Source organism: Bradyrhizobium sp. USDA 4011 (genome assembly GCF_054063415.1).
In genome coordinates, this window is sequence record NZ_JBSSGG010000001.1 from 2,202,814 (window position 1) to 2,224,730 (window position 21,917).

Annotated in this window: 16 protein-coding genes and 1 pseudogene; 3 read left to right on the plus strand and 14 right to left on the minus strand. The window is 63.9% G+C overall.

Going from position 1 to position 21,917, the window contains the following annotated elements:
* Nucleotides 1-2 precede the first annotated feature (2 nt).
* The 10 genes from ACVW1C_RS10235 to ACVW1C_RS10280 form a co-directional block, all read right to left on the minus strand.
* Entirely contained in the window at nt 3-1,286 is a 1,284-nt protein-coding gene (locus ACVW1C_RS10235) for an acetyl-CoA C-acetyltransferase (RefSeq protein WP_456758314.1), read from the minus strand.
* Nucleotides 1,286-3,553, minus strand: a complete 2,268-nt coding sequence (locus tag ACVW1C_RS10240; RefSeq protein WP_456758315.1) for an acyl-CoA dehydrogenase — start codon at nt 3,551-3,553, stop codon at nt 1,286-1,288. The genes ACVW1C_RS10235 and ACVW1C_RS10240 overlap by 1 nt, the downstream gene beginning before the upstream one ends.
* Before the next feature lie 327 nt (nt 3,554-3,880).
* Complete coding sequence (locus tag ACVW1C_RS10245; protein WP_456758316.1) at nt 3,881-5,146, minus strand: SMP-30/gluconolactonase/LRE family protein; 1,266 nt, start codon at nt 5,144-5,146, stop codon at nt 3,881-3,883.
* A 327-nt stretch (nt 5,147-5,473) separates the two neighbouring features.
* The gene (locus ACVW1C_RS10250) at nt 5,474-6,097 is read right to left on the minus strand and encodes a flavin reductase family protein (protein ID WP_456758317.1); all 624 of its coding nucleotides are present in this window, start codon (nt 6,095-6,097) and stop codon (nt 5,474-5,476) included.
* Between the two features lie 178 nt (nt 6,098-6,275).
* Nucleotides 6,276-6,884, minus strand: a complete 609-nt coding sequence (locus tag ACVW1C_RS10255; protein WP_456758318.1) for a TetR/AcrR family transcriptional regulator — start codon at nt 6,882-6,884, stop codon at nt 6,276-6,278.
* 21 nt (nt 6,885-6,905) lie between these two features.
* Nucleotides 6,906-10,043 (minus strand): efflux RND transporter permease subunit, encoded by a 3,138-nt coding sequence (locus ACVW1C_RS10260; protein WP_456758319.1) that lies wholly within the window; start codon nt 10,041-10,043, stop codon nt 6,906-6,908.
* 124 nt (nt 10,044-10,167) lie between these two features.
* Nucleotides 10,168-11,274, minus strand: coding sequence for an efflux RND transporter periplasmic adaptor subunit (locus tag ACVW1C_RS10265; RefSeq protein ID WP_456758320.1), 1,107 nt, complete (start codon nt 11,272-11,274; stop codon nt 10,168-10,170).
* 218 nt (nt 11,275-11,492) lie between these two features.
* Nucleotides 11,493-12,818 (minus strand): MFS transporter, encoded by a 1,326-nt coding sequence (locus tag ACVW1C_RS10270; RefSeq protein WP_456758321.1) that lies wholly within the window; start codon nt 12,816-12,818, stop codon nt 11,493-11,495.
* A 229-nt stretch (nt 12,819-13,047) separates the two neighbouring features.
* A complete protein-coding gene (locus tag ACVW1C_RS10275; protein WP_456758322.1) occupies nt 13,048-14,211 on the minus strand; it encodes a winged helix-turn-helix domain-containing protein in 1,164 nt (387 codons plus the stop codon).
* Between the two features lie 310 nt (nt 14,212-14,521).
* Entirely contained in the window at nt 14,522-14,764 is a 243-nt protein-coding gene (locus ACVW1C_RS10280; protein WP_207835584.1) for a hypothetical protein, read from the minus strand.
* Nucleotides 14,765-14,927: 163 nt separating this feature from the next.
* Between ACVW1C_RS10280 and ACVW1C_RS10285 the strand changes: the two genes are divergently transcribed.
* On the plus strand, nt 14,928-15,560 hold the full coding sequence (locus ACVW1C_RS10285) for an OmpA family protein (protein ID WP_456758323.1): 633 nt from the start codon (nt 14,928-14,930) through the stop codon (nt 15,558-15,560).
* 60 nt (nt 15,561-15,620) lie between these two features.
* Here ACVW1C_RS10285 and ACVW1C_RS10290 read toward each other — a convergent pair.
* Nucleotides 15,621-16,924 (minus strand): annotated as a pseudogene (locus ACVW1C_RS10290) (phospholipid carrier-dependent glycosyltransferase).
* Between the two features lie 338 nt (nt 16,925-17,262).
* On the opposite strand from ACVW1C_RS10290, the gene ACVW1C_RS10295 reads away from it, so the two are divergent.
* Both ACVW1C_RS10295 and ACVW1C_RS10300 read left to right on the plus strand, forming a co-directional pair.
* The gene (locus ACVW1C_RS10295; protein ID WP_456758324.1) at nt 17,263-17,868 is read left to right on the plus strand and encodes a FecR family protein; all 606 of its coding nucleotides are present in this window, start codon (nt 17,263-17,265) and stop codon (nt 17,866-17,868) included.
* A 47-nt stretch (nt 17,869-17,915) separates the two neighbouring features.
* Entirely contained in the window at nt 17,916-19,028 is a 1,113-nt protein-coding gene (locus ACVW1C_RS10300) for a hypothetical protein (RefSeq protein ID WP_456763042.1), read from the plus strand.
* A gap of 65 nt (nt 19,029-19,093) precedes the next feature.
* On the opposite strand, the gene ACVW1C_RS10305 is transcribed toward ACVW1C_RS10300, so the two are convergent.
* The 3 genes from ACVW1C_RS10305 to ACVW1C_RS10315 form a co-directional block, all read right to left on the minus strand.
* Nucleotides 19,094-19,423: a hypothetical protein gene (locus tag ACVW1C_RS10305; protein ID WP_456758325.1), complete on the minus strand. Its 330-nt coding sequence runs from the start codon at nt 19,421-19,423 to the stop codon at nt 19,094-19,096.
* A gap of 64 nt (nt 19,424-19,487) precedes the next feature.
* A complete protein-coding gene (locus tag ACVW1C_RS10310; RefSeq protein WP_456758326.1) occupies nt 19,488-19,730 on the minus strand; it encodes a hypothetical protein in 243 nt (80 codons plus the stop codon).
* Nucleotides 19,731-19,926: 196 nt separating this feature from the next.
* Nucleotides 19,927-21,696: a glycosyltransferase family 39 protein gene (locus ACVW1C_RS10315; RefSeq protein WP_456763043.1), complete on the minus strand. Its 1,770-nt coding sequence runs from the start codon at nt 21,694-21,696 to the stop codon at nt 19,927-19,929.
* Between the last annotated feature and the right edge of the window lie 221 nt (nt 21,697-21,917).

The window sequence follows — 21,917 nt, forward strand, 5'->3', positions numbered from 1 at the left end:
GATCACACCGTCTCTATCAACATCGCGCCACCCTGCCCGCCACCGATGCATTCGGTGGCGACGCCGCGCCTGGTGCCGAGCCGCTTCATCGCATTGACCAGATGCAGCACGATGCGGTTGCCGCTGGTGCCGACGGGATGGCCGAGGCTGATCGCGCCGCCGTCGACGTTCAACTTCGCGCGGTCGATCTCGCCGGCCGCGCCGTCGAGCCCCAAAATCTCGCGGCAGAATTTGTCGTCGTTCCAGGCTGCGAGACAGCCGAGCACCTGCGTCGCAAAAGCCTCATTCAGCTCCCAGGTCTCGACTTCCTGCAATGTCAGTCCGTTGCGCTTCAACAGCGCGCTCGCCGACAGCACCGGACCGAGGCCCATGATCGACGGATCGAGCGCCGACCACTGGCTGTCGAGGATCACGGCCTTCGGCGTCAGCCCGTGCTTTGCCACCGCGGTCTCGGATGCCAGGATCACCCAGGATGCGCCGTCGGTGATTTGCGAGGAATTGCCGGCTGTGACCTGGCCCCACGGGCGCTCGAACACCGGCTTCAGCTTTGCCAACGTCTCCGGTGTCGAGTCCGGGCGGACGCCATCGTCATGATCGTAGAACTTGCCGTCGCGGGAGAACGCGGTCTCGACCTCGCCCTTGAGGAAGCCCTCCTTCTGCGCCTTCGCCAGCCGCTGATGGCTCTCGGCGGCGTAAGCGTCGGACTGCGCCCGGGTGATGCCGAAGAGATGGCCGACCTTCTCGGCGGTCTGCCCCATGTTGAGCTCGGTGATGGGATCGGTCAGCCCGCGCTCGAGGCCGATAATCGGCTTGAAGTAGCTCGGCTTCACCTTCAACGCCGCGGCGATCTTGGCGCCGATGCCCTTGGCGCCGGCAAAGCCGGCAAACCAGCGCACGCCGGAATTGGGCCAGACCAGCGGCGCGTGGCTCAACGCCTCGGCGCCGCCGGCGAGGATCAACTCGGAGATGCCCTCGCGGATGTAGCGGTAGCCGGTGTCGATCGACTGCATGCCGGAGCCGCAATTGATCTGCACCGTGAAGGCGACCATCTGCTCGCCCATGCCGAGCCGGAGGGCTGCGACCCGCGCAGGGTTCATCTCGTCGGCGATCACGTTGACGCAGCCGAGGATGACCTGGTCGAAGGCGGTGGGCGCGAAAGGCTGCCGCGCCAGCAGTGGCCGGCCGCATTGCACGGCGAGATCGACCGGGGTGAACGGGCCGGGACCGAAACGCGCCTTCAGGAACGGCGTCCGGCTGCCGTCGACGATAAAGACTGGTCGCGCCATTAGCTCGCCGCCCTCTGCTCACCCAGCTCCTGGAAGAACTGATGCACGTCGGCGGTTTTCTTGTAAATCGGGGACAGCGCCTCGGGCGCAAAATCATCGACCTCGATGACCTTCGCGACCGCCTCGTGGGCGGCGGCGAGCCTCTCGCCGTCGGCTTCGGTGATGACGCCTTTCCGGACGGCCTCCTTCCAGTCATGCAGCCGCGCCGCGCGCAGCTGCTTGGCCGCATCCTCGGACTCGATGACGAGGCGGAAGGCCTTTTCCAGCCGCTCCATGCCGCCGTCGTCCTCGACAAAGGCGAGGTCCGGCGTCAGGCGGTCGCGGGCTGCCGACGGCGACAGCACGAGCTGTGCGCAGAGATGCACGACGCTATCAGACGGACCCGTGACGCGCGCGCCGAACGGCTGGATCAGGAATTTCAGCAGCCATGCCACCGGGCGGTTCGGCAGATTGGCGAGGATCTCCGCAAAGCGGTTCTCGATGGTCTTGAAGCCGGATGCCATGCACCATTGGAGCGCGGGAAGATCCTCCTTCTGCCGCCCCTCGTCCTGCCAGCGCTTCAGCGCGGCAGAAAGCAAGTAAAGCTCCGACAGGATGTCGCCGAAGCGCGCCGAGAGCATTTCCTTGCGCTTCAGAGCGCCGCCGAGGGTGAGCAGCGTCATGTCGGCGCACAGCGCGAACGCCGACGAATAGCGCGAGAGCTGGCGATAGAACTCCGTTGCGTCGCCGGCATCCGGCGCCGGTGCGAACAGGCCAAAGGTCCAGCTGCGGCCCCAGGCGCGGAACATGGTCGCGAAGCCGTGGCCGACATGCTTCCAGAACGCGGTGTCGAACGCAGTCAGGCCCTTGTCGCGATCGGTCTCGCTGAGCGCGTTCATCTCCTGCAAGAGATACGGATGCGCGCGGATCGCGCCCTGCCCGAACACGATCAGATTACGGGTCAGGATGTTGGCGCCTTCGACCGTGATGCCGACCGGTACCGAGCGGTAGAGCCCGCCGAGATAGTTCTGCGGGCCGTCGATGACAGCCTTGCCGCCATGGATGTCCATGGCATCGTCGATCGCGATCCGCATCCGCTCGGTGGCGTGCAGCTTCATGATCCCGGAGATGACGGCGGGATGATGCCCCTCGTTCAGCGCGGCGCAGGTCAGCCGCCGCGCGGCGTCGAGCAGATAGGCGGTGCCGGCGATGCGCGCGAGCGGCTCCTCGATGCCCTCGAATTTCGAGATCGAGATGCCGAACTGCTCGCGGATGCGGGCATAGGCGCCGGTGGTGCGTGCGGCATAGGCGGCGCCGGCGGCCGACAGCGACGGCAGCGAAATGCCGCGGCCGGCGGCGAGCGCCGTCATCAGCATCTTCCAGCCCTGCCCCAGACGCTCCTGGCCGCCGATGATGTAGTCGAGCGGGATGAAGACATCGCGGCCCCAGTTCGGGCCGTTCTGGAACACCTGCATCGCCGGCAGATGGCGCTGGCCGATCGAGACGCCGGGCAGATGGGTCGGGATCAGCGCGACCGTGATGCCGAGCTCTTCCTCGCTGCCGACCAGGTGGTCGGGATCAAAGGCCTTGAAGGCGAGGCCGAGCAGCGTCGCCACTGGCCCCAGCGTGATGTAGCGCTTGTGCCAATTCAGCTTCAGCCCAAGCACCTCGCGGCCTTCGAAATTGCCCTTGCAGATGATGCCGGTGTCGATCATCGAGGCGGCGTCCGAGCCGGCCTCCGGGCTGGTCAGCCCGAAGCAGGGAATGTCCTGGCCGGCAGCCAGACGCGGCAGCCATTTGTCCTGCTGCTCCTTGGTGCCGAAGCGCATCAGGAGTTCGCCCGGCCCGAGCGAGTTCGGCACCATCACGGTGACGGCCGCGGTCAGCGACCGCGAGGAAATCTTGCGCACCACTTCGGAATGCGCATAAGGCGAGAAGCCGAGGCCACCGAATTCCTTCGGGATGATCATGCCGAAGAATTTCTTCGCCTTGATGAAGCTCCACACCTCGGGCGGCAGGTCGCGCCACTCCCAATTGATCTTCCACTCGTCGAGCATCGCGCAGAGCTCATCGACCGGACCGTGCAGGAAGGCGTTCTCCTCCTCGGTCAATCTGGCCGGCGCGAACGCCAGCAATTTCGACCAGTCGGGATTGCCGGTGAAGAGATCGGCATCCCACCAGACGTCGCCGGCTTCCAGCGCCTCGCGCTCGGTGTCCGACATGGTCGGCAGCACGCCACGCGCCCAGGAGAAAATCGGCTTGGACAAGTAATCGCGGCGGAAGCTCATGGTGAGGTCCTCATGAAACGGCAGCGCGGATGGGTGGTGATCCTATCGGAAAGTGCCGTTCACCGGTGAACACTTCGCTGTTCAAATAGAGCGAAATTGACGCGGCCAAGCCGCCCTTTGTTAACGGCAGACCACGCGTTCAGTTCCGAAAGCTGAGCTGCGACAATCAGGTAGCGATGGATGGCGAATTCACCTCTCCCTTGGGAGAGGTCGGCGCGCAGCGCCGGGTGAGAGGTTACGGTCTCTCGTGAGAGCAGCGCCCCCTCACCCGATTTGCTTCGCAAATCGACCTCTCCCCGCTGGGGAGAGGTGGAGTAAAGATCGCGGCTAGGCCGGCCCGGCGCCCTGGGTCGCGGTATAGACCGCATAGAGCGACTGGCTTGCGGCCATGAACAGGCGATTGCGCTTGGGGCCGCCGAAGGTGATGTTGCCGCAGACCTCGGGCAGCCGGATGCGGCCGAGCAGCTTACCTTCCGGCGACCACACCGTCACGCCGTTGTAACCGACCGCGCGGCCGGCATTGCTCGAGCACCAGACATTGCCGTTGACGTCGCAGCGGATGCCGTCCGGTCCGCACTTTACGCCGTCGATCGTGAAATCGCTGAACCGCTTGCCGTTGACGGGCTTGTTGTCGGCGCCGACATCGAACACGAAGACGTCGCCCTTGCCGCCCGGGCCGCTGTCGCCCGGTCCCTTGCCGGTCGAGACGACATAGAGCTTCTTGTAATCCGGCGAGAAGCAGATGCCGTTCGGATCCGGCACCTGGTCCTCGCTCACCACGAGATCGACGCGGCCCGAGGGATCGATGCGATAGCAATTGGTCGGCAGCTCGCGCTTGGCCGGCGCGAAGCCCGCGGGCTGCCCGATCCGCGGGTTGAGCTTGCCGGCCGCGTTGCTCGCGCCACCGGCCGCGTCAGGCTCGCCCTCGTAGAGCTGGCCGCCATAGGGCGGATCGGTGAACCAATAGCTGCCGTCGGGATGCGCGACGATGTCGTTCGGCGAGTTCAGCCGCTTGCCCTGATAGTTATCGGCAAGCACCGTCGCAGTGCCGTCATTCTCGTAGCGCGTCACCCGGCGGGTGAGATGCTCGCAGGAGAGCTGGCGGCCCTGGAAGTCGAACGAATTGCCGTTCGAGTAGTTTGACGGCGTGCGGAACACGCTGACATGGCCGTCATCCTCCGACCAGCGCATCTGCCGGTTGTTCGGGATGTCGCTCCATAGCAGATAGCGGCCCTGCGAGCTCCAGGCCGGGCCTTCCGCCCACAGCACACCCGTAAAGAGGCGCTTGATCGAGGTGTTGGGCTGGGCAAGATCGTTGAAGGACGGATCGACCGCGATGATGTCGGGGTCCCAGAAATAGGTGGTCGGCGCACCGCGCGGACTGAAGTCGCGCGGCGGGCTGGTGATGGTCGTCGGCGGTCCGACCGGCGCGGGCGCGTTCTGAGCCAGCGCGCTGGTGACGCCGGCTGCGGCAGCGGCCGCCCCCACCGCCAATCCCTGGACGAGCGTTCGACGTGAAACGTTCGGATCGCGCCGCTCTTCCTCCTGACCGCTCTGCGCGCCTTTCGGACCGCTCCGCTGCTGGCGTGTCATCGCATCCTCCCACTGTGTTGGCCGGCCGTTGATCCGGCCTGGCGCGCCGGAGGTTAGACCGCTCGCTCGGAGGTTGCGAGTGACGGTTTTTCATCACTGCACGCCGAAATTTCACATTGTTGTGGTGTGGGCAGGCGTCGCGGGGCGTGCAAGTGCGCCGTAGAGGGACGTTTCTTACCTCGCCCCGCTTGCGGGGAGAGGTCGAAATTCAAGCGCAGCTTGAATTTCGGGTGAGGGGGTACAGGTCTCACGACGATGACAACTCGCGGAGACGGCCCCTCACCCCAACCCTCTCCCCGCAAGAGCGGGGCGAGGGAGAAGAAAGAACTAATCCGGGCGGATCATCTCGAACATGTTCTCCGGCTTGATCTCGAAATAGTCGCCGCGGCGGCCGGCGCGGACGATCGGGTGCGCGAGACCGGTCTGATAGACGCCGTCCTTGATGAAGGCCTTGTCGATGTGGACGGCGACCACCTCGCCGAGCGTCAGCCAGGCCTCGGCCCTCTTGCCGTCGGCGCCCTGAAGCTGGATGATCTGGCTCACCTTGCACTCGAACGACACCGGGCTTTCGGCGACGCGCGGCACGTTGACGAGCTTGCCGGCAACCGGCGTGAGGCCTGCGAGCTTGAACTCGTCGACATCGCGCGCGACATGCGCCGCGGTCGCATTCATGTGCTTGGCGAGATCCATCGTCGCCAGGTTCCAGACGAACTCGCCGGTGTCCTGGATGTTGGCGACGCTGTCCTTCCAGTTGGTGGAGGAGAAGCCGATGATCGGCGGCACGTAGCAGAAGGCGTTGAAGAAGCTGTAGGGCGCGAGGTTGACGTTGCCGCCCTTGTCGCGCGAGGAGATCCAGCCGATCGGCCGTGGCGCCACGATGGCATTGAACGGGTCGTGCTTCAGGCCGTGGCCGTTCTTCGGCTCGTAGAAATGCAGGTCTTTGGCGGTCACGGCGTGCTCTTTCCTGTTATCAGTAGCTCGTCATTCCGGGGCGCGCGCAACGCGAGCCCGAAATCCATAACCACGATCGTGAGTATGGATTCCGGGCCTGCGCCTGCGGCGCATCCCGGAATGACGGAATGAGATAATTGACGCAAGAGTCAACTGACGAAAATGTCAGCGTTGGCGCTCAATTGGCGCGGGCACGCGGCGACAGGCCGGCGATCACGAAATCGATCATCTGGTCGATGGTCGGGCCCGGCTTGGTGGCGCATTGGGCGATCATCTGCGGGTGGAAGAACCGCATCATCGCCGTGCCGGCGCACAGCGCGGCGACTTCGAGGTCGTCGACCTCGAACTCGCCCGTCGCCACGCCTTGCGCGATCACCTCGCCGATGGTGTGGCCGATCGTTTCCATATGGGTGACGCAGACCTGCCAATCCTCCTGCATCGCGATCTCGACCATCTCGTGCAACTTGGAATCGTCGACATAGCGCTCGGTATTCATGCGATTGATCGTCTTCATCATTTGGCGCATGCGCGCCGCGGCCGGCCCTTCCGACCGGGCAATCCGCTGCGCCTCGATCTCGACCCCGCCCATCAGGCCGCGCGCCACGCCTTCGTGGATCGCCTTCTTCGAATCGAAGAAGCGGTACACATTGGCCGGGCTCATCCGCAGCTCTTTGGCGATGTCGGCGACAGTGGTCTTCTGGTAACCGATCTGCCGGAACAAGCGCTCCGCCACCACGAGAATCCGCTCGCGGGTGTCGGTTTCGCTATGTTCCGAGATCAGTGTCATGTTGGCCTGCTCAATCTTCAATTATTCGGCCGCCTCAGCAAGTGGAAATGCGAGTTGCCCTTTTTCCGTATGCTGCGGCGCAGTATCTGTTTGCTCGGGACCGCTCTCCTCGAGGGTCTTGCGGAACCAGAGGGCGTAAAGGCCCGGCAGATACAGCAAGGTCAGGAAAGTCGCAACAAACAAACCGCCCATGATGGTGATCGCCATCGGACCCCAGAACGCCGAGCGCGACAGCGGGATCATGGCAAGGATCGCGGCGAGCGCGGTCAGCACCACCGGCCGGGCACGCCGGACGGTGGCCTCGACGATCGCCTCGCGCCGGGTCAGGCCGGACGCCACATCGCTCTCGATCTGATCGACCAGGATCACCGTGTTGCGCATGATCATGCCGGCGAGCGCGATCAGGCCGAGCAGCGCCACGAAGCCGAACGGCTGGTTGGCGACGTTGAGCCCGAGCGAGGCGCCGACGATGCCGAGCGGCGCGGTGAGGAACACCAACGTCAGGCGCGAGAAGCTCTGCAGCTGGATCATCAAAAGCGTCAGCATCACCATCACCATCACGGGGAAGAGGATGAAGATCGACGCATTGCCCTTGGCGGATTCCTCGAACGCGCCGCCCGGCTCGATCCGGTAGGCCGGCTCGAGATGGGCCTGGATGTCCTTGAGCTTCGGCGAGATCTGATTGGTGACGTCGGGCGCCTGCACGCCGTCGACGACGTCGGAGCGCACGGTGATCGCCATGTCGCGGTTGCGCCGCCACAGGATCGGCTCCTCATGCGCATATTCGATCTTGGCGATCTGCTGCAACGGTACGGCGACGCCATTGCGTGACGTGATGGTGAGATCGCCGACCCGGCCGAGATCGAGCCGCTCGGACGGCACCGCGCGGGCGACCACGCCGACCTTCTCGATGCCGTCGCGGATCGTGGTGACCGGCGCGCCCGAGATCAGCATCGCCAGCGCCTGCGAGACGTCCTGCGGGGTCAGGCCGAGCGCGCGCGCCCGATCCTGGTCGACGGCGAGCTTCAGGTAAGGCGACTGCTCGTTCCAGTCGAGCTGGACGTCCTTGACGTTCTTGTTCTGGCGCATGATGTCGCGCACCTGATAGGCGATGTCGCGCACCTTGTTGGCGTCAGGCCCGATCACGCGGAACTGGACCGGGAAACCGACCGGCGGACCGAAGTTGAAGCGATCGACCCGGACCCGCGCCTGGTTCAGCGCGCCGTCGGCGGCGGCCTGCTCGATCTTCGCCTTGACGCGCTCGCGCGCCTCGACGTTCTTGGCGAGGATCACGATCTCGGCAAAGGCCTCGTTCGGCAGCTGCGGGTTGAGGCCGAGCCAGAAGCGAGGCGAGCCCTGGCCGACATAGGCGGTATAGGTCTGGATGTCCTGGTCGTCCTTCAGCAGCCCTTCGGCCTGCTTCACCGCCTTCTCGGTGACGTTGAAGGCCGTGCCCTCTGGCAAACGAAGCTGCAGGAACAGCTCGGGCCGCTCTGACAGCGGGAAGAACTGCTGCTGGACGTGGCCGAAGCCCACGATCGAAAGCACGAAGACGCCGACGGTCGCCACCACCACCTTGACGCGGTGATCGACGCACCACTGCACCACGCTGCGCAGGCCGCGATACATCCGCGTCTCATAGATCGCGTGCGGATCGTGGTTCTGGTGCACCTTGATGTTGGGCAGCAGCTTGACGCCGATATAGGGCGTGAAGATCACCGCGACGAACCAGGAGGCAACCAGCGAGATCGCCACGATCCAGAAGATGCCGCCGGCATATTCGCCGACCGCCGAATTGGCAAAGCCGATGGGGAGGAAGCCAGCGGCTGTGACCAGCGTCCCCGTGAGCATCGGAAACGCGGTAGATTCCCAGGCAAAGGACGCCGCCTTCATGCGGTCCCAGCCCTGTTCCATCTTCACCACCATCATCTCGACCGCGATGATGGCGTCGTCGACCAATAGGCCGAGCGCGATGATCAGCGCGCCGAGCGTGATGCGGTGCAGGTCGAGCGACATCGCGTTCATCACGATGAAGACGATGCCGAGCACCAGCGGCACCGACAATGCCACCACGATGCCGGTGCGCCAGCCGAGCGCGACGAAGGAGACGAACAGCACGATCGCGAGCGCCTCGACGAAGGAGTGCACGAACTCGCCGACGGCGTGCTCGACCACCTTGGGCTGGTCGGCGATCTGCTCGACCTCGATGCCCTGCGGCACCGCCTTCATGAATTCGGCAGTGGCCTGCTGCACTTCCTTGCCGAGCTCGAGGATGTTGGCGCCCTTGGCGGTGACGACGCCGATGCCGAGCGCGGGCTTGCCTTCCTGGCGGACCTTGAAGGTCGGCGGATCGACATAGCCGTGGCTGACGGTTGCGATATCGCCAAGCCGGAACACGCGGCCATTGCTCTCGACCGGCGTCTCGGCAACCGCCTTGACACCGTCGAGCGCGCCGGTGACGCGCAGCGGCACGCGCTGCGAGGAGGTCTCGACGGTGCCGGCCGGCGTGACGTTGTTCTGCTTGGCGAGCGAATCGAACAGCGCCTGCGGCGTGATGCCGAGGGTCGCGAGCTTGGCATGCGAGAACTCGACAAAGATGCGCTCGTCCTGGATGCCGTAGAGGTCGATCTTGGTGACTCCAGGCACCTTCAGCAGGCGCTGGCGAAAGCCTTCCGCGACCTTCTTGAGCTGCGCGTAATTGGCGCCGTCGCCGGTCATCATATAGAGGATAGAATCGACGTCGGAGAATTCGTCGTTGACCACGGGCCCGAGGATACCGGACGGCAGATCGCCCTGCACGTCGACCAGCTTCTTGCGCAGCAGGTAGAAAAGATAGGGCACATCCTTTGGTGAGGTCGAATCCTTGAAGGAGACCTGCATCGCCGTGAAGCCCGGCTTGGAATAGGTCTGCACCTTGTCGAAGAACGGCAGCTCCTGCAGCTTCTTCTCAATCGGATCGGCGACCTGCATCTGCATTTCCTGCGAGGTCGCGCCCGGCCACATCACCGAGACGTTCACCACCTTGACGGTGAAGAACGGATCCTCGGCGCGGCCGAGCTTCTCATAGGAGAAGAAGCCGGCGACGCCGAGGATGATCATCAGGAACAGCACCAGCGTCGGATGGCTGACCGCCCAGGCCGAAAGGTTGAAGCGCTTCATCGAACTCTCCAGGTCCAAACCGTCTCGACTTCAATCGTCATTGCGAGCGAAGCGAAGCAATCCATTCTTCAGCTTGCGGCGACGTGGATTGCTTCGTCGCTTCGCTCCTCGCAATGACGCGGGACTAGAACGACAGCGACGAGACGACCCGGACCTTCTGGCTCGGATCGAGTTTCTGCACGCCGAGGGCGACCACCTTGGCGCCATCGTCGACGCCGCCGGAGATGACGACGTTGTTGCTCTCATAGGCCTTCACCTTGACCGGCTTCAGGGCGATGTCGCCCTTGTCATCGACGATGTAGAGCGAGGGATCGCCGCCCTGACTGTACAGCGCCGACAGCGGCAGCTTGGCGACCCGTTCGGTCGCCTTGTCGGCCAGGGTCAGGGTTGCGGTCATGCCGAGCGAGACGGCCTCGTCGGCGTCCGGCAGCGAGAACTTCGCGAGATAGGTGCGGGTCGCGGGATCGGCCTGCGGCGCGACCTCGCGCAGCTTGGCGGCATAGGTCTTCTTGGCATCCGACCACAGCGTCACCGTGGCAACGCCCGACCTGGCACGAGCGAGAAGCGTCTCGGGGATCGCGACGACAGCTTCCTTCTCGCCAAGTCGGGCGACACGGATCGAGGCCTGGCCCGCGGCAACCACCTGGCCGGGCTCGATCATGGTCGCGGTGACGACACCCCTCGTGTCGGCCACCAGCGTTGCATAAGAGAGGGAATTCTTGGTCAGCTCGACCGAGCGCTCGGCGCGGTTCAGCCGCGCCCGCGCCTCGTCGCCGGCGGCCTTTGCGGAATCGAGCGCCGCATCGGTGGCCCAGCCCTTGGCCTTCAGGTCCTTGGCGCGCTGCTCGGCGGCCGCGGCCTGCGCCAGCACGCCGGTGGCGGCGCGGAACTCGGCCTCTGCCTGCTCGGCCTGCAGCTTCAGATCGACCTCGTCGAGGGTGGCCAAGGGCTGGTCGACGTCGACTGTCTGTCCGACCTCGACCAGCCGCTTGGCCACCTTGCCGGCAACCCGAAAGCCCATATCGGCTTCGATACGGGGCTTGATGGTGCCGACAAAACTGCGTTCAGGGGTTTCAGCTTCGTAATGGACGGTCGCCACCAGAACGGGGCGTCCCGGATCGGCCTGTTCGGCCGCCCTTTCGTTGCAGCCGGTCAGCGCGAACACCGCAAAAGCCAGCGACGCTCCTGTCAAGAGCCTGTAATAGCTCGAGAAAATGGAACGAACGAACATCTGAAATCTCCATCGGGCTGACGACTGATGAAGAGTATCGATTTATCACTGATGAATGTCAATATTCGTCAGTAGTAACCTGTTCGTGAGGATGGCCTGGGATTGGCGTCGAATCCGCGGTGTAGCGGCTTGGAAGATGGATCGCCCGGATCAGCGACGCAAAATCCGCCACTGTGCATGGGGTTGTTTTCGGTGTTTTGTCTGGCCCGGCGGCTGGGCTACTTCGCGCCGGCGAACTCGGTCTTGGTCTCGTGGCTGCCGAGGAAGACCAATAGGCCCGCCGCGAGCGGCAACAGCGACAGCACCAGGAGGCCGGTCGACGTGCTGCCGGTCGACTCCTTCACCCAGCCGATCAGATAGGGCCCGCCGAAACCGGCGAGGTTGCCGATCGAGTTGATCAGCGCGATCGCGCCGGCGGCGGCGGTGCCTGACAGCCAGGCGGTCGGCAGCGTCCAGAACACCGCGAAGGTGCAGAACACGCCGATCGCGGCGACCGTCAGCACGACCATGGTCATGGTCGGATCGGTGATGTAGCTGGAGACGGCGAGCGCCAGCGCCGTGAGCAAGAGCGGCGCGCCGACATGAAACACGCGCTCCCGCGCGGCGTCGGAACGGCGCGCCCACAGGATCATCGCGACGGTGCCGAACGCATAGGGGATCGCGGTGACGAATCCGGTCTGCGCGTTGCTGAGGCCGAACGCCTTGACGATCTGCGGCAGCCAGAACTGCATGCCGTAGAGCGAGGCGACGAAGCCGAAATAGATCGCGCTCAGCGCCAGCACTTTCGGCGAGGACAGCGCCTGGCCGAGCGTGAAGTGCTGCGCCGCCTGCTTGGCCGCGACCTCGGCATCGAGCTTCGTCTTCAGCCAGGCCTTCTGCTCGGCCGAGAGCCAATCGGCCTTCTCCGGCCGGTCAGTGAGATAGAACCAGGTGACGATGCCGAGCAGCACCGAGGGGATGCCCTCGATCACGAACAGCCACTGCCAGCCTTTCAGCCCCATCACGCCGTCCAGCCCGAGCAACAGGCCGGAGATCGGCGCGCCGATCACCGTCGAAATCGGCACCGCGAGCGCGAAGGCGGCGAGGAAGCGCGCGCGATACTCGGCCGGATACCAGTAGGTGAGATAGAGGATGATGCCGGGGAAGAAGCCGGCCTCGGCGACGCCGAGCAAGAAGCGCAACGCATAGAAGCTGTGCTCGTCATAGACCGCCGCCATTAGTGCCGAGAGGATGCCCCAGCTCACCATGATGCGGGCGATCCATTTGCTGGCGCCGAATCGCTCCAGTGCCAGATTGCTCGGCACCTCGAAGATGAAATAGCCGATGAAAAAGATGCCGGCGCCGAACGAGAACACCACCGGCGAGAACTTCAGCTCGCTGTTCATGGTTAGCGCGGCGAAGCCGAGATTGACGCGGTCGAGATAGGAGAAGAAGTAGGCCAGGATCAGGAACGGGATCAGCCGCCAGGAGATCGCGCGGATCGTGGACGTCTCGATCTCGCTGCGGGCGCCGCGATCAGTCGCGACGGTTGCGGTCTGGCTCATCTGTTCCCCCCAAAGCTATTGCTTGCCTTGAGGATTATTGGGTGGCCCCGCATTCGGCAATGGCAAAAACTCATAGCACACAGGCCAAACCGGAACCCCGGACCACGTTTGCCAGACGTCGTCCCCGTCATTGCGAGCGAAGCGAAGCAATCCATAGCGCCGTAGGCGGCGAGGTGGTTTGCTTCGTCGCTTTGCTCCTCGCAATGACGAATGGAGAGCGCGCCGGGGCCTACTCGGCGAGCTGGAAACGCTCGAAGCGGTCGAGCTCCTCCTCGATCCGGCGCTTCAGCTCCTTGCGCGCCGCCTGCTTCTTGCCGTTGCCGACCCAGCTCCATTTCTGCATCAGGAGCTTCCTGTTCTGCCGGTCGGTCTTCAGGTCGAGGGCGGCAACGATGTCGTCGCCGACCAGCACCGGCAGCGCGAAATAGCCGAACAGGCGCTTCTCCTTCGGCACATAGGCCTCGAACTTGTGGCCGTAGCCGAAGAACAGCTCGGTGCGCTTGCGCTGGATGATCAGCGGATCGAACGGCGAGAGGATGTGAACCAAAGCGGGATCCCCCTCGCCGGTTTCCTCCAGCACCTCGGGCCGCGCCCAATGCTCCTGCTTGCCGGCGCCTTCCAAGGCGACCCGGACCAGCTCCTTGCGGCGCACCCGTGTCTCGATCAGGCCGCGCACCGCCTTCTTGCTCGGCGCGTCCAGATGGCAGATCGAGTCGAGGCTGACGATGCCCTGCGAGCGCAGCGCGCGGTCGAGCAGATAGGCTGTTCTGGCCGAGGCCGATGCTGGCTTCGGCGGCTTGTCCCAGCCGAAATGCCTGGTCATCAGTTCGTAGGTCTTCAGCATGCCGGCGCGCTCGCTGATCGTGACCACGCCGCCATAGAAGGCGAGTTGCAGCGCACGCTTGGAGGGCTTGCGGCTCTGCCAGAGATGCTCCTTCTCGGTCAGCACGTCGTCTTCGATGTCGCGGATGGTCAGCGGACCGGCCCGCAGCAGCCGCAGCACCTTGCGGGTATCCGATGGCGTCACCGACGCGAACCATTTATGGCCCTCGCGCTTGTGTGCCTTCATCGCCGGCAGGAAGATGTTGATGTCCTTGGACGGCACGTAGGACAGCGCGTGCGTCCAGTATTCGAACACGCTCTTGTCCTGGCTCTGCGCCTGCTTGAGGTCGGCGCGGCGGTAGTCCGGAATCCGGCTGAACAGGATGTGGTGGTGGCAGCGCTCGATCACGTTGATGGTGTCGATCTGCACATAGCCGAGATGATCGACGGCAGCGGCCACGGCTGATGCCCCGTCCCCGAACGGCGCCGTCGTATCGAGCCGTTGCGCACGCAGCCAGATATGGCGGGCGGCGGCATTGTTCAGGGATAAGGGTTCGGCGACGCGAGGCATTGCCCAGGCAATGTAGTGAGATTCGCGCTGCTGTGGAGAGCCGCGCCAGGGAAATCAGCTCCGCCGATTGTGCACGCTTCGGCGCCCCGGGCTGCAGCTAAGCGGGATGAATTTGGTCGAATCGACCCGCCAAGGTTTCGGATCACCTTTCCCGGCGGGGAGAGGTCGGATTGCAAAGCAATCCGGGTGAGGGCTCTTGCCCTCTCGATAGACCGTAACCCCTCACCCGATTTGCTACGCAAATCGACCTCTCCCAAGGGGAGAGGTGAGCTATTGACGCCGTTTCAGCTCAACCAAATCTCATCGCTCTTTAGTCCGATCCAATGGCCCGCCGTAACCAGGGAACGTCCGCCATCGCCGCCGCGAGCGCGGCGTTTTCCTCATGGAAAACCCGGGACGAATGACCGCCAACCGGAAACCAGCCGCGGCCATCCTCCACGTCCCGCCGATATTCCTCGAAACCGATGGTCCCTTCCGGGCGAACGAAGATATCGACGCAACGCGAAGCGCCTTCGTCATTGATCGAGCGGAGGACACGATTGACGTGGGCCAAGATGCTCTCCTCTCCATTCGCTGGCCCCTGCCCGACACGAGACAGCGCCCGGCATATTCAACTGTGATCCAGATCACATTCCGTGCTTTGAACCGGTCCTAGGTTCCCAGCATCAAAACGATAGCAGCCGGATTGGCTGACCTGACATTTAAGGACGAAAACCATGACCCGCTCTCTTTCCTTGTCTCTTTTGACGATCGGCGCTGCGCTGTCGATGACGGCGGGCGTCGCACTGGCCGGCAGCGACACCGTTCCGGCCGCCCAGATCCTCAATGCACTGAAGCCGAAGTCGGCCACGCGCGGCCTCTCCGCCGGCACGCAGGTCGACCCGGCCGCTTCGGCCAAGGAGGCGAGCTTCCTCAACACCGTTCGCAACCGGCAGACCCGCTCGCTGTCATTGGGCGAACGCCAGGAGATCGCCGACATCGCCGCCAACAAGCCGAAGATCGATCTGGAGATTCACTTCGACTACAACTCGGCCGAGATCGCCAAGGGCTCGACCCAGGCAGTGCAGGAACTCGGCAAGGCGCTGTCGGACGCCAGCATGAAGGGCTCGACCTTCGTGCTCGCCGGCCACACCGACGCGATCGGCAGCGAGGCCTATAACCAGGATCTCTCGGAGCGCCGCGCCGACACCATCAAGAACTATCTGGTCGAGCATTACGGACTGAACGGCTCTGATCTCGTGACCGTCGGCTACGGCAAGACCCGGCCGAAGGATCCGAGCGCACCGATGGACCCGACCAACCGTCGCGTGCAGGTCGTCAACATGGATACCAAGACGGCGTCGCAGTAATCTCCCCAACTTCCGATCCGCTTGCCACGCCCGGCCGGCGGATCGCTTGTTCCGAGAGATTCAAATCCAGCTCTGGAACAGCATCAGCCGATTGAAGGTCGCCATCGACGTCCCGATAGCGGCAACCGTGATCGGCAGCATCGCGATGAAGCCCGCGCATCCGGCGGCCACGAAGGCCCACAACAGCCAGCGCGGCGCACCGTTGCGCGTTACGGCATAGACCAGCACGAAGCTCGCCGTGGTCGCGGCCGGCAGGTAGTAGTAGATGAAACCGAGCGTGCGCGGCAGCAGCGCCCAGGCGAGATACGGGCCGAGATAGAACGCAACCACGAGAAACGCATCGCGGCTGCGGGTCACGATCCAGTCGCGTAGCGCGACGCTCAGCGCGATCAGCGCCGGCCACAATATTGCGGATTGCCGAGAAACACGACCGCGGCGAACCTGTCATCGCCGGCCTTCTCGAACAGGTACCAGACCGGGCGCATCAGGAACGGCCAGGACGGCCATGCGCTCATATAGGTATGGCCTGCGATCGCGGTCGTGGTGTTGTCGGCAAAGATGCGGCGTTGTGCCTCGATAAGGTCGGTGAACGAGAAGCCGTACAGCGGCACGAAGCTCGCGAGATAGACGGCCGACGGGATCAGCACGAAACAGACGACGAAGTGGGAAAGACGGAAATCCGGCCACAGGTCCGGCCGGTACCAGTCCTCCGCATTGGCGTCGGCGAAGCGGGTGCGCCAGCCCTGCATCAGGCGGACCATCGCGACGATCGCGATGCAGGTTGCGAGCACGAACAACCCGCTCCATTTGCAGGCACAGGCAAGCCCTGCGAATACGCCCGTCAGCGCGAAGGCAGACTGCGGCCGCTTCTGCCTGAAGCCGTGGATGAAGGCCGCGATCGCGAACAGACAGAAGGCGAGCGCGAAAATATCCAGCATCGCGATCCGCGACTGCACGAACAGCATCTGGTTGAAGAAGGCGAGCAGCACGGCCGCGATGGCGCGCTCCTGCAACGCGAACAGCGCAAGGGCGCCGAGATAGACGGCGACCAGCGCGAGCGCACCGAACAGCGCCGCGGGATAGCGCCATCCGAGCGGCACGTCGCCGAATGCCTTGATCGACAGCCCGATGATCTCCTTGGCGAGCGGCGGATGCATCGGGTTGAGGATCGGGCCCTCGATCACCGGCAACAGCATCTGGCGCGCCGCCGGCACGTAGTGCACTTCATCGAAATAGAGCTTGTCCGGCGTGGTGATCCCGAGCAGCAACACGACGTGGGCGACGATGAAGATGATCGCCGCGACGATCGTCGTGCGCGCGACGGGACGCCGCAGAACAGAAGGAGATTCGGATGCGATGATCAAAGGACGAGCACGCTGCGAGGGGAACCAGTGTGAGCGAAGTGTGAGCTACGACAGCCAGGAGTGTGATGTATGTGACGAGTGTGATCAAATCTCACGTTGATGTCCGCAGCCGCGAGCATTTTTGGATCCATCGACACGAACCATCCGGCGCAACTCAACACGGCTTGTGACAATTATACAATATCAGCTGCGTCCGCGATCCGGTACGATGAGAGGATAGGTCGATCGGTATTGCAATGAATTCGCGCCACAGCTTTTTCCCTCTCCTTGCACTCGGTCTTGCGGTCGCACTGACGGCTCATCCTGTTCAGGCGCAGACGCGTGTCGGCGAAGCGGCCATGGTGAAGAACGAGGTTGTCCGCGTTGCGGCCGCGACCACACCGATCAATGTCGGCGACGCGCTGCTGCGCGACGAGACGGTGCGCACCGGTCTCGAGAGTGCCGCCCGGCTGGTGATGGCCGACAGCACCAACCTGTCGCTCGGACCGAATGCCTCGCTCAAGCTCGACCGCACCGTGTTCGACGACGAGCATCACTATCGCGATGTTGCGATCCACCTGACCTCGGGAGCGTTTCGCTTCGTCACCGGCCACTCCAACAAGGCCGCCTACACGATCACGACGCCGCTTGCGACCATCGGCGTTCGCGGCACGGTGCTCGACATCCTGTCGCAGCGCGGCAAGACCACCGTGGTGTTGCAGGAAGGCGCATCGACAGTGTGTACGTCGAACCGGCAATGCATCGATCTGACGCAGCCCGGCGACACCGCGATCATCACCTCGAGCGGCGGCCGCACCACGATCCAGAAGACCAACAACCCGCCCTGGACCTTTGCCTCCACCTGCACCCAGGTCGCGGGCCTCTGCACCGTCACCCAGTTCGCGGATGCCTCGCCGGTGACGCAGCCGGTCGACGACCCGACCGGCATGCTGTGCGGACGGTGAGCATGGCGCGGCGTATCCATCATTTGGTCCTGTCGGCGGCCCTGACAATGGCGCTGTCGCTCGCGATACTGCAGGCGTGGGCTGCGCCGGCTCAGGCGCAGAGTCCGACGCCGAACTGTTCTTCGAATCCCGATACGCTGTCAGCGTCGTCGAACTGTACATCGACCCCAACGCCGACGCCGACACCTACTGCCACACCATCGCCAACGCCGACACCTACGCCCACGCCGACACCCACGCCCAGCCCGTCGCCGACACCGATCACCGGCGCACCGTCGAGCGGCAGCTCGATCAACAACCTCGCCGACCAGCGCTTCAACCAGATGATCACCAACCGGGTGCTCGGATCGGTGCTGCTCGGCGTCAACGAGCAGGTCAATTGCGAGGACTGCATCAGCGCTTTCGGCTCCGCCGGCTCGTTCTCGGCGGGTATCCACGGCCGCAAGACCATTACGCCGAATTTGTCGCTGCTCGCCGGCATCGCGTACACGCAGTATGGCGAGGGCGGCTACAACGTCACCAGCGCGCCGATCGGCGCCTTCGCGCTGCGCTATGACTTCGTCGACTGGGGCTCGTCGCGGCCGTTCTTCGATATCGGCACCATCCTCTCGCCGTCGGAGAAAGTGCGCTACACGCGCAGCTACGCGACCAGCCTCGGCCCGGTGTTGGTCACCGGCGAGACCTCGAGCGAGAATTACGGCGTCTATGGACGGGCGGGCTGGATCAACCGGCTGTCCGCGCGCGACGAGGTCGCGGCTTCGGTCGAGATCTGGCAGCTCTGGCAGCGGGTCAAGGGCTACAGCGATCCTGCCGTTGCGTTCAATCCGTTCGATGCGACCATCGCCGAGGGCACCGACCGCACCAGCCTGGTCAAGATCGGCGGCCAGTGGACGCATCTGTTCGGATCGAACATCGAAACCAACATCAATGGCGGTTGGGTGCAATCCTTCGCCACCCATTCCGGCATCGTCGCCACCGTCACCGGCGATGGCACCATCGTGCCGACCATCGGCAACCAGGGCTGGTTCGAATATGGCGGCCGCGTCGGCTTCCGCATCACCAAGGGCTGGATCGCCGACCTCTTCCTCAACGGCACCGCCGGACCGCAGCCGGTCGGCAATACGCTTCACGGCGGCGTGGGGCTGCGGATCAGTTATTAGGACCGGGCCACTGGTCCGGACCCGCACCGTCGAGCAACCGGATCAGCGACGACGCCGGTCTCCATTCAATCGTTATCCCAATAGCCGTCCGAGTAACCTTCCCGGTACCCGGATCGATAACCGTAATCATATCCGCCCGGATATTCGTCGCCGTATTCGTACACGTGACGATGGTAGTGAACGACAGGGGCCGGCGAATAATAGTCCCTCTCGTAGACATAGGCTGGAGCCGCACCGGCAGCCATGGTGGAGCCCAACAGGGCGCCGACGGCCAGGCCGCCGACGATGCCAACAGCCACCGCATCGCTCCGCCGGCCACCTGCCGTGGCTTCTGTCGACGCAAGACATCCCACAGCGATCACCGCCACGGTGGCAAAAACAGCTACTCGTTTCATTGAAGCATATCCATGTTCGAGTTCAACAACCGTGCCGCCTTTTGGCAGCGACCGACAGAGCCTTCTAGAACGTGACGAGTTCCTTGAGCTCGCTCCTGACGAATCGCGGCACAACCCGTCGGGCCACGAAATCATTCCAATCCTTGAACTTTGACTTTGCTCTCGCCTCCGTGATCGCCGTGACGCCGCGCACGCTAAGATGCGGAAGCTTCACCAGCTCGCTGACAGGAGCGGTGTTGAGGTTGATCTTGTCGGCGCGACCGACCGACGGTCGTGTTGCGGGTGCCGAGTGAGTTGAACCGGTCATTGATGGAGATGTCTGCGCGAGCGCGGTGGCACCGATGACTGCGCAAACGCCGAGGCTGATGCAAACCAACCTGATAAGCATGGACCGCTATCCTTCGTGATATGACGCCCTTGACCCCGCCGCCGATAAAGCGGGAGCCGATTACCGCAAGATTACGGGTGCGATCATCACGGCGGCATTCCGGGAATGAACCTGATCAAAGCAGCACGACGAAGAGCCTTGCTGCTCCATGATCCACCAGCATGTTCGCTCCTGGATCGGTCGTCTGCGGCGCATTTCCCGGCGGCTGATTCTCCGGCAGCGCGACATCCGGCTCCGCGCGGAGCGGCGGATCCGTTTGCGGAGAAACATGTCCTCCGCCCTGACCGGCATCGTTGACGAGGCTTGACGGTGCATCGTCCGGCTCACGAAGCGGCGCCACCAGGAATGCAACGAGGTTTCGCTTGATGCCTCGAATTCCGAACAGGCTCGATTTAACGGAAAACTCGCGTTTGACGTAGCTTCCGGCGTGGGCCGCCATTTGCCCGGTCCATTCAAGGCAATCGTGCTGGTCATCGAAACAGAGCGCTGCCCAGCCGCGCTCCGCTGTCACCTGGCGAGGCAGTGCCAATGAATATTGGTAGGCGAAAGGGTCGCCATAATGCGGGTGATCGGAGCTGTAGAAGGCCACCGCAACCCCAAGGCTATCGTTGCCGCCGACGATCGACAGCGGCGTGCCCATCTGCTCGTGCCACAGCCGGGTGAGCTTGTCAGCCGCCTGGTGATAGACGTTTCGCCCTTCCTCATAACCATAGCTGTTGCGGTAGAGCGCATGGGCTGGGGCCGCCATCACGGCGGCGGCGATTGCAATTCCGGCAACCAGGAGCGCTGCATTGACCGTATAGAACCGCTCGATCCGATAACGCGTGCTGCACACGACCGGCACGGCGAGCAGGAACAATCCCTGAAGCGCCCATAGCGACGGCAAGTCGGTGCCGAACAGTATGGACGTGATGAAAGGAAGAGCGATCGTGCCGATCGCGACGTGGCCGATGAGCTTCAGGTTGGAATCCGCCGCCGCGAGATCCCGCGGAAGGCGCTTGATCCGATACCCGGCGATCATCGCCCACGTCACGGCGGACACGCTCGTCGCTGCAGCAAGGCCCAACAGGAAATTGACGGCATCCCGCAGCGACGCAGGAAAACCGGCCCCCACGTGTGTCGCGGCATAGTGGATGGGCTCCGCGCCTGTCGTGGCCAGCCAGTGCAGATGCGGAAATAGCGCAATCAGCCCGACAGCAGCGGATATCCAAGGCGAACTGGACGTGAAATAGGCTCGTCGCGAGGGATGGATGATTGCCGACAATGCGAAGCTGGCGATCAGAAAGACGGAGTAATACTTGCCCAGCATTGCAAGCGCCGCCGTGACGCCCGCAGCGATCGCCCAGAGCGGCGCCTTCGTTTCAAAGGCGCGGAGAAAGCAGTAGGTTGCAAGCGGCCAGACGGCGAGCAACACGGCGTTGGCGTTGAAGCGCTGCGCATGAAACTGGTATGCCGGGGTCAGCATCAGCAGGAGCAGCACGATCAGGCGCTTGTGCCCGGTCACGAATCTTCTTGCAATGAGATCGACGAACCACAACGCCAACGCCGCATTTGTCATCGCCATCAGCTGCAGCGACCAGTCGGTGAGCGGAAAGACCGCGGTCCACGCACCGGTCGTCCACCCCATCAACGGCGGATGCTTGGGATAACCCCATGCGAAATGCCTGCCATACGTCCAGGTCTCCAGCACGTCCGGATGCAGGCCGGCGCCGTGATAGGCGACTGACAGATACACCGTCCAGATGCCGACGAAGCAGGCGAGCAGCAGCGGCACCGACCACCCTGCCTCTATTCCCTCCAGCCATCGATTGAACGGACGGCGCCATGACGCCGGGCTGCGATCTGACCGCTTGGCCATCGCTGAGAACGCAAAATCGACCGGCATATCGTTCGGAAGCCTGGGATGGAGATCGGAAAGCGCGATGCGAGCCGCGTTGTCCGCCATGCTTTTCACAGCGACCATTACGATAGCCTGACGGGGCTCCGTTCACGCCTCAGTCAACGTAATCTTGCGCGCGCCGAGGCGCTGTCATTCGCCGGTCATGTTGATCGACGTCCTTGGCGGGGAAATCGCCGAGAGGCGATGCGCATGCGACAGTTCGCTCG

Bases quoted from the DNA above. Each gene is read 5' to 3' on its own strand.
- ACVW1C_RS10285 (WP_456758323.1), top strand. From the start codon at position 14,928: ATGACCCGCTCTCTTTCCTTGTCTCTTTTGACGATCGGCGCTGCGCTG.
- ACVW1C_RS10275 (WP_456758322.1), bottom strand. From the start codon at position 14,211: ATGCCTCGCGTCGCCGAACCCTTATCCCTGAACAATGCCGCCGCCCGC.
- ACVW1C_RS10310 (WP_456758326.1), bottom strand. From the start codon at position 19,730: ATGACCGGTTCAACTCACTCGGCACCCGCAACACGACCGTCGGTCGGT.
- ACVW1C_RS10255 (WP_456758318.1), bottom strand. From the start codon at position 6,884: ATGACACTGATCTCGGAACATAGCGAAACCGACACCCGCGAGCGGATT.
- ACVW1C_RS10300 (WP_456763042.1), top strand. From the start codon at position 17,916: ATGGCGCTGTCGCTCGCGATACTGCAGGCGTGGGCTGCGCCGGCTCAG.
- ACVW1C_RS10260 (WP_456758319.1), bottom strand. From the start codon at position 10,043: ATGAAGCGCTTCAACCTTTCGGCCTGGGCGGTCAGCCATCCGACGCTG.
- ACVW1C_RS10240 (WP_456758315.1), bottom strand. From the start codon at position 3,553: ATGAGCTTCCGCCGCGATTACTTGTCCAAGCCGATTTTCTCCTGGGCG.
- ACVW1C_RS10245 (WP_456758316.1), bottom strand. From the start codon at position 5,146: ATGACACGCCAGCAGCGGAGCGGTCCGAAAGGCGCGCAGAGCGGTCAG.
- ACVW1C_RS10235 (WP_456758314.1), bottom strand. From the start codon at position 1,286: ATGGCGCGACCAGTCTTTATCGTCGACGGCAGCCGGACGCCGTTCCTG.
- ACVW1C_RS10265 (WP_456758320.1), bottom strand. From the start codon at position 11,274: ATGTTCGTTCGTTCCATTTTCTCGAGCTATTACAGGCTCTTGACAGGA.
- ACVW1C_RS10295 (WP_456758324.1), top strand. From the start codon at position 17,263: ATGGTGAAGAACGAGGTTGTCCGCGTTGCGGCCGCGACCACACCGATC.
- ACVW1C_RS10270 (WP_456758321.1), bottom strand. From the start codon at position 12,818: ATGAGCCAGACCGCAACCGTCGCGACTGATCGCGGCGCCCGCAGCGAG.
- ACVW1C_RS10315 (WP_456763043.1), bottom strand. From the start codon at position 21,696: ATGCCGGTCGATTTTGCGTTCTCAGCGATGGCCAAGCGGTCAGATCGC.
- ACVW1C_RS10305 (WP_456758325.1), bottom strand. From the start codon at position 19,423: ATGAAACGAGTAGCTGTTTTTGCCACCGTGGCGGTGATCGCTGTGGGA.